Genomic DNA, 1,925 nt, shown 5'->3' with positions numbered 1-1,925 from the left:
GAGGCCCTGTTCGTATGCGCCCAGCGCCCCGCGACCACCCGATCGGGACTCCCGTTCGACGCGCATCTCTCAAGATCGGAAAGACAACAGCTTCTCAGTGCAGGTGCCGTAGGGGACTTGGACGGAACCGATGGCGCGGCGGGCGTGTTCGGAGTCGAGCAGGGTTTTGGCCTGGCGCCAGACGCGTGTGCCGTGCCGGTCGAACTGCATGGCGGTGACCCGGTCGACCGCTTCGCGGCGGCGTTTCTCGCCGACTAATGGTGACGTCGGGTATTGGAACTGTCCGAATGCCTCCTGCGGGTCACCTGTGCCGCGCGTCTGGTGCCGCGTTGACGAGGGCTGCCAGGGTTGCGCGGAGATCTTCGATCTGTCGGTAGTGGAGGGCGGTCATCCCCACGTCGCGGGCTGCTGTGACGTTGGCGGCGGTGTCGTCGATGAACAGACAGCGGTGGACCGGGGCTCCGACCCGCTCGGCGGCCAGCTGGTAGACGCGAGGATCGGGCTTGATGAGGCCGATGCGGGCGGTGTTCACCACGGTGTCGGCGAGATCGTCGAGCCCTTGTCGGGCGAGGTCTCTCTCCAGCCGGGTGGTCGCGTTGGAGACCAGGGCGACGGTTGCGACCGCGCGGGCCTGGGTGAGGAGGGACACGACCTCATGGTCGACACGGGGCATCAGATCGGACCAGGCGGTGACTGCGGCGTGGGCGCGGTCGCTCGATCCGCAGATTTCAGCGAGGTCCTCGGCCACTGCGGAGCGCCACTGCTCGTCGGTGATTTCTCCGGTGATCGCGGGGTGCAGGCGGGAAGGCGCGAAGGCTGCGGCCGCGAGCGCGCCTGCGGGAAGTCCGTGGCTGCGTTCGAGGCCGTCGGCGCTCGGCCAGTGCCGAAGGACACCGTCGATGTCGCAGAGAACCGCGTCGTAGGGGCGCGAAATCATGATGAGGACTCCTTGATGGTGGTTGCCCGCGAGCTCACTTCGGCGGCGTAGTTGGCCCAGTCGCCTGCGGAGAGGCGTTGCCAGGCGACGGCAACGTCGGTGTGGATGCCCAGGGTGCGGGCGAGGATCGCGGCGGGGATCTCGGCGGCGAGCTGGAAGAGAGCGGTGCTGCGGGCCTGGTTGGGGCGGATACCGAGATTGTTCAGCTGCTGCGTCAACTGTGTGGTGCTGATCGGGCGTCCGGGCTGGCCGCCGGGGAAGAGCCATGTAGACGGAGCCAGGGCGCCGATGGTCGCGTGCCCCTTGCGGTTCGCGGCGACGGTGCGGGCCAGCTGGGCGACGGGCTCGGGCAGCTGAACGGGTGCATTACCGAGGTGGAGACGTACCTCTTGGGCGCCGACCTCGACGTCCTCGATGGTCAGTCGGTGGATCGCCGATGGCCCTTGTGCGTAGAGGAGGAGAAGCAGTCCTGCGAGGCGGTCTTCGGGTTTGAGGGTGTCGTCGTGCAGGAGTCGGCGTGCGACGTTCCACCGGTGCTCGTCATCGAGTGGCTGGGTGGGGCCGTGCCAGCGGACAGCGGGGACGTGGACGGTGGTTAGCTTGTTGGCGCGAGTCCAGCGGACGAAGTGCCCGGCTGTGTGGCGGTAGGTCGCGGAGTCGTCGGTTAGCCACTGGTCGAGGTTGGCCTGTCGGCACGTCTCCAAGGCGAGGTCGTGAGCCTGAAGCCAGGTAAGAAGCTGTTGTCTTTCCGGATGCGAGCGTTGAGTTTCCGCTGTTCGGGCGTGGTTTCGGTGTCGCTGCGGGAGAGTTCGGGCGATCAGTCCGTTCTCAGTGATGTGGAGATGACCGATGCCGTCGGTGATGGGGTTGCTGGAGGAGCGGGAGGCGGCTGCCCGGGTGCGGGCGGAGGAGCTTCGCGTCGTGATGGAGCGGATCGCTGCTGAACTCGCGGACGCGGAGGCGGTGTTGGAACGGCGGGTGATCGCGC

At 67.6% G+C, this 1,925-nt stretch carries 3 protein-coding genes; 1 reads left to right on the top strand and 2 read right to left on the bottom strand.

Annotated elements, in window-relative coordinates; genetic code table 11:
- Positions 1-258, top strand: a 258-nt coding sequence (locus tag ACWEKM_RS46440; protein WP_451627352.1) for a hypothetical protein, incomplete at its 5' end; no start/stop codon positions are given.
- 43 nt (positions 259-301) lie between these two features.
- Here ACWEKM_RS46440 and ACWEKM_RS46435 read toward each other — a convergent pair.
- Positions 302-937: an HAD-IA family hydrolase gene (locus ACWEKM_RS46435; RefSeq protein WP_451627351.1), complete on the bottom strand. Its 636-nt coding sequence runs from the start codon at positions 935-937 to the stop codon at positions 302-304.
- Positions 934-1,641, bottom strand: coding sequence for a hypothetical protein (locus ACWEKM_RS46430; protein ID WP_451627350.1), 708 nt, complete (start codon positions 1,639-1,641; stop codon positions 934-936). The genes ACWEKM_RS46435 and ACWEKM_RS46430 overlap by 4 nt, the downstream gene beginning before the upstream one ends.
- Positions 1,642-1,925 lie beyond the last annotated feature (284 nt).

The sequence above is a fragment of the Streptomyces sp. NPDC004752 genome (genome assembly GCF_053601275.1).
This window is presented reverse-complemented; position numbering and strand designations above follow the sequence as displayed.